Genomic DNA, 4,887 nt, shown 5'->3' with positions numbered 1-4,887 from the left:
ATCTTTGGCGTCATGTGTCCTATTTTATGACACTTTGTGTACTCTGCTTATTTTTTTTTCTGTGCTACCGCTACTTATTGAGCGGATACTTTGGTTCGGTCGATCGCACTCTCCTGAGTTTGGCAAAGTCCAAAAGAAATGGTTTGAAAAAGATGCGGATTTTGATGCCGAAGTGCGATCGCGCTTTCTGCCGCAATACGAACTAGCCGCCTCCGGTCAACTCGACTCATGGCAAGATTCTCCCGAAAACTGCCTAGCATTAATTCTACTGCTCGATCAATTTCCGCGCAATATGTTTCGCGCCACACCTCAAGCATTCGCCACAGACAGCAAAGCTTTAGCCACCGCCGAATACGCTGTTAATCACAACTTCGATCGCGAATTGCTGACTGTACAAAAATTGTTTATTTATCTCCCTTTGCAACACAGCGAAAACTTAGAAAACCAGCAAAAATCTGTGGAACTATTTCGCCAACTCAGCGGCGAACCTGACAGCGATTCACTCATTGAATACGCGTTGCAGCATTTGAAAATAATCGAGCGTTTTGGGAGATTTCCCCACCGCAATCAAATTCTCGGCCGCGAAACAACCCCCGAAGAAGCGGAATTTCTCAAACAACCCGGTTCGGGATTTTAAAGCGCGATCGCAAAACCTCGATCGTTCTGATATATTCGAGGCTTGTAGAGGCAGTTTTAGGCCGCAATCAGAACCAACAGCAGACTATCTCTATCTCTCTACAAAACCCGCTGCAACCCAACGCATCTCAAATTGAATAGTGAAATTAGAAAAAAAGATAAATTCTTGATTCAACAAAAAGTATACGAGGGTAAAGAATTTATCGATCGCCCTTTTCTCACCCCCGATACTGCACCCGGTAAATCCGGTTATTCGCTTCCTCAGTAAACAGCAAACTCCCGTCAGGTAAAACCAGCAAACCAACAGGCCGCCCCCAAGTTTTCGGGCCCGACGGATCTGTCAGAAAACCAGTCAGAAAATCCTCATAATAACCTTGAGGGCGTCCGTTCGCCGCATTAAAAGGTACAAACACAATTTTATAACCAGTTCCAGAGTTCCGATTCCAACTGCCGCGAAACGCCACAAACGCCCCGTTCAGGAATCTTTTGGGAAATGTTTTCCCGTCGTAAAACTGAAGCCCCAAAGCCGCCGAATGCGCCTGAAACAGCACGTCCGGCATTAATGTTTTAGCCGCTAAATCAGGTCGCTCGCTCGTACCGTTTCGGACGTGGCGCGGGTCGAGCAAATTCGGCTTAAAATAAGCGTAAGGCCAGCCGTAAAATTCGCCTTGACGAATTCTTGTCAAGTAATCCGGCACCAAATCATCTCCCAAACCGTCGCGTTCGTTGATTGTCGCGTAGAGTTGATTGGTTTTTGGGTGAAAATCCAATCCCACCGGATTTCGCAAACCGGAAGCAAAAATTTGCGGGTTCTTGCCGTCCAAATTCATCACTTGAACCGACGCCCTCGGCAGCGGTTCGACATTTGCATTAGACTGCGATCCAACTGATACGAAAAGCTTGCTATTATCTGGGGAAACGACAACATTCCGCGTCCAGTGTTGGTTATAGCCGCCGCCCGGTAAATCGGCAATTTTTTGACCGCTACCTGTCAATTGTTCCTGCCCTTTTGTGTAGGGAAATCGGCGGACCTCATCGGTATTTCCGAGGAAAAAATAGCGATCGGCAAAAGCCATCCCAAAGGGAATATTTAACCCGTTTTGGGTACTTGCAAAAGTTTTGCGAACCTCAGCAACGCCGTCGGCGTTGGCATCCCGCAGCAGCGTAATCCGATTCTGCCGGGTTTCTGTTACTAAAACATCGCCTGTGGGCGTCAAAGCCAGCCATCGGGGAGCGTCTAAATTGTCAGCAAAAACGTTGACGACAAAGCCAGGAGGCACTCGCAGCACTGGCGATGCGGGAATCGGTACTACTTGAGGGGATTTCGAGGCGCTTTCGCTGGCGAAAGGCTGCGGCAAAGAAGTTGCAACAATGCGGATTGGCTGCGGTGAAAGCGGTTTGGTCGGTACAATTTGACTTGTCCCAACCTTTGTCAGCGGTGCAGGGGAGGGAATTTGCGACAGGGGGCCGTTGCCGCCAATAGCAGGGGCGATCGCATCTGTAGCCCGATCGCACGCAATCAGCGGCAGCAGCAGAATTAGCAGCAAGAAACGCAGGTAATACATAGCAGCTATTTCTCAACAATTGCTGGACAATTCTATTATTCTAACTGTTATTAAACAGCTAAGCCACCGCGCACGCGGTGGCTTAATTTTGCTTACTCATACCAGTTGCAAAAAAGAATGCAACTGTAGGCCCGCGATCCAAACCTTGAGCTTTATCAGTCAATAGATTTTAGATTTTAGATTTTAGATTTTAGATTGAAGAAAGCGACCCCACTGATTAATCCGGTGGCTTGCGAATTGCTTTTGGTCATTCGCAATTCTCTAATCGAAAATCGAAAATCGAAAATGGTATAACCTAGCTCTACCAAAGTCCTCTCACAGGAGCCGGAGCCGGAGCCGGAGCCGGAATCGGACGGGGAGCCGGAATCGGAGCCGGAGCCGGACGCGGAATGGGAGCCGGACGCGGTACCGGTGCTGGGGCCGGACGCGGTGCCGGTGCTGGGGTTGGGGGACGAACAACCGTTGTGGCTACCACGTCATAATCGGGGATCACCGCGATATTTTGTATCTGAGATCCGGCTACGGTGGCTCTGACTTTCATTCCCGGTACGAGGCCAATAATTCTCAGGACGCATCTTTGAATCCTGAGAGTCCTGTACGGCGCGTTTTCTTCGCGAATTGTTACTACGTCGCCGACAATACTTTTGACAAAACCGATAATGGTTCGAGTGTTTGCTGTTGTGGTGGTCTGCGTTTGGGCTATTTCAGTTGCAGGGTTAGCCATCGCAGGATGCACGGAAACGGCCGAAATTAGCACGGACAGGGTTGCACCTGTCAATAATTTGATTTTCTGAAGACGCATTGAAACCTCACATTAACTGCTATTCATGGTCAGGTTTGCTTCCGCTGGGCGAAAGTCCCAACCTCTAGACCTTATCTAGTTTAATCCCCAGAGTAGGAAATTTATGACAATCTCAAAAAAAGATTATCGAACAAGTATTAAAAGACTAAATTTTACATTATAAGTTCCCGGTTTACAACAAGTTCAGCGGTTCGCAACTCTAGAGTGTTGGCGTGATATATTGAGTTTGTTAGATCGAGCGTTGCAGTTGTTTTAAGCCAACCTAACTGTTACTGCTGGGCGGGCAAATCTCCCAAAAGACAGATTGTGCTTGCTGGATGCAGCAGCCCCATAGTTTCAATTCTCGATCGCCAGCCGGCCATTGCTAAAAAATCAAATTAGTCGGAGGTAAAATTTGATCGTTTTCTTGCATAATTTACGCATAAACCGGGTTTTTTCACGAAAATCTCTCACAGATCTCCACTGATCCCCTTATATAAACCCAGTTTTTTTGGTATTATTGTCTAAGCTTTGTATTGAGTTACAAGTTATCAGTTGTGGAATATAAGCTAAAAAATGTGTAGCATTGGCAGTGAAAAAGCCATCTCAAAACTTTAGTGAGCGGGTGCAGTTTGCGGATAATTACATAGGAACTTTGTAGGAACTGCTGGTGAGGAGTGTAGCGAACAAAAAAATGGTGAACAGGAAATTTTTATTTAACCAGCTAATTGTGCTGAGCTTGAGTGCAGCGGCGCTGTCGGTCGCCCTACAGCAGCAGGCGACTGCCGAACTGATGCCTAATTCAAGTTATAGTGCGATCGCAGCGGAGTCGGTCAAGTCCGATCGCAAATTGCCGAATCTCGGAACACCAGAATTGCCGCCATTGGGAGAACCATTTCGGCATATTCCACAGGAACCCAAACCTCCGGTAACTCCAATTGAAGAAGTGCGTTTAGTGCTGAAATTGCGAGAACGCCGCGTCTATCTTTACCGACAAAATAAGGTGCAAGCCAGTTTCCCGGTTGCTGTGGGAAAAGGCGGCTGGGAAACTCCTACAGGCAATTTTAAAGTTATCCAAATGATCAAAGATCCAGTTTGGCAAAATCCTTGGACAGGAGAACTTATTCCTGCTGGGCCAGACAACCCATTAGGGAGTAGGTGGATGGGGTTTTGGACGGATGGCAAGAATGTGATTGGTTTTCACGGTACTCCGAATCCAGAGTCGATCGGCGGGGCTGCTTCTCACGGCTGCGTCAGAATGTTTGATAAAGACGCACAGGCTTTATTTGAGAAAGTCGCAGTTGGAACGCCGGTGATAGTTGAGCATTAGTTGTCAGCCATTATAAAAACACAAATTCTCGGCGATTGAAATCGCTTTTGACCTCAAATTCGGATGTGGCGAAGCGCCCATCATCCGAATTCGAGGTCAAACTACACATACAAAGTCCGCCGACGCCGACTAAGGAATTTCTTAGTCTCTTAGAGAGGGACTTCGTTTGTATAGTAGCGGTTGAAACCGCTGAGGGATCGAGGGGTGTGGTTTTAACCGCCGAGGGATCGAGTAACGAATCCGGATTTGGCCAAATATTCGATCGCACCTTGGCTGCTGGTTGGATAGTTGAAAAGCGATCGGGCATTTTCCCCGCTGGGCGATCGCATTTGGGACACCGCGCCGATGTTAGTACAGAATTGGCTAAAGATTTCTTTACCCTCCGGATCGGTTGTGTGGCTCAGCGGATAATACTAAAAGATTAAGGTAACAAACAAAACAAGGTATCAGCAGCTATTGCTTCTAGTAATGGTGAAGCTGACTACAATAGACATCTCCAAAATAGTAACATTTTGTGGTACAAGAAGATCGTAAAGCTTTTTTGAGACAGAAACATGAGCGACATCCTGAATCAT

The 4,887-nt window shown here is 47.2% G+C and carries 5 protein-coding genes; 3 read left to right on the top strand and 2 right to left on the bottom strand.

The genetic code is table 11. The annotated features are described in order from the left end of the window. Positions 1-61: 61 nt before the first annotated feature. On the top strand, positions 62-637 hold the full coding sequence (locus E5S67_RS30920; RefSeq protein ID WP_422614728.1) for a DUF924 family protein: 576 nt from the start codon (positions 62-64) through the stop codon (positions 635-637). Positions 638-854: 217 nt separating this feature from the next. On the opposite strand, the gene E5S67_RS30915 is transcribed toward E5S67_RS30920, so the two are convergent. Together E5S67_RS30915 and E5S67_RS30910 are read right to left on the bottom strand one after the other, a co-directional pair. Beyond that, positions 855-2,201: a PQQ-dependent sugar dehydrogenase gene (locus E5S67_RS30915; protein WP_172193137.1), complete on the bottom strand. Its 1,347-nt coding sequence runs from the start codon at positions 2,199-2,201 to the stop codon at positions 855-857. A 301-nt stretch (positions 2,202-2,502) separates the two neighbouring features. Further along, positions 2,503-3,003 carry an autotransporter gene (locus E5S67_RS30910; RefSeq protein ID WP_172193135.1) on the bottom strand — a complete coding sequence of 167 codons (501 nt, stop codon included), beginning with the start codon at positions 3,001-3,003 and terminating at the stop codon, positions 2,503-2,505. A gap of 673 nt (positions 3,004-3,676) precedes the next feature. Between E5S67_RS30910 and E5S67_RS30905 the strand changes: the two genes are divergently transcribed. Both E5S67_RS30905 and E5S67_RS30900 read left to right on the top strand, forming a co-directional pair. Then, positions 3,677-4,312 (top strand): L,D-transpeptidase, encoded by a 636-nt coding sequence (locus tag E5S67_RS30905; RefSeq protein ID WP_172193133.1) that lies wholly within the window; start codon positions 3,677-3,679, stop codon positions 4,310-4,312. A 65-nt stretch (positions 4,313-4,377) separates the two neighbouring features. Beyond that, positions 4,378-4,737: a hypothetical protein gene (locus tag E5S67_RS30900; protein WP_172193131.1), complete on the top strand. Its 360-nt coding sequence runs from the start codon at positions 4,378-4,380 to the stop codon at positions 4,735-4,737. The last annotated feature ends 150 nt before the right edge of the window (positions 4,738-4,887 follow it).

Origin of the sequence: Microcoleus asticus IPMA8 (genome assembly GCF_013179805.1) — a bacterium.
Lineage (GTDB): Bacteria > Cyanobacteriota > Cyanobacteriia > Cyanobacteriales > Microcoleaceae > Microcoleus > Microcoleus asticus.
This window is presented reverse-complemented; position numbering and strand designations above follow the sequence as displayed.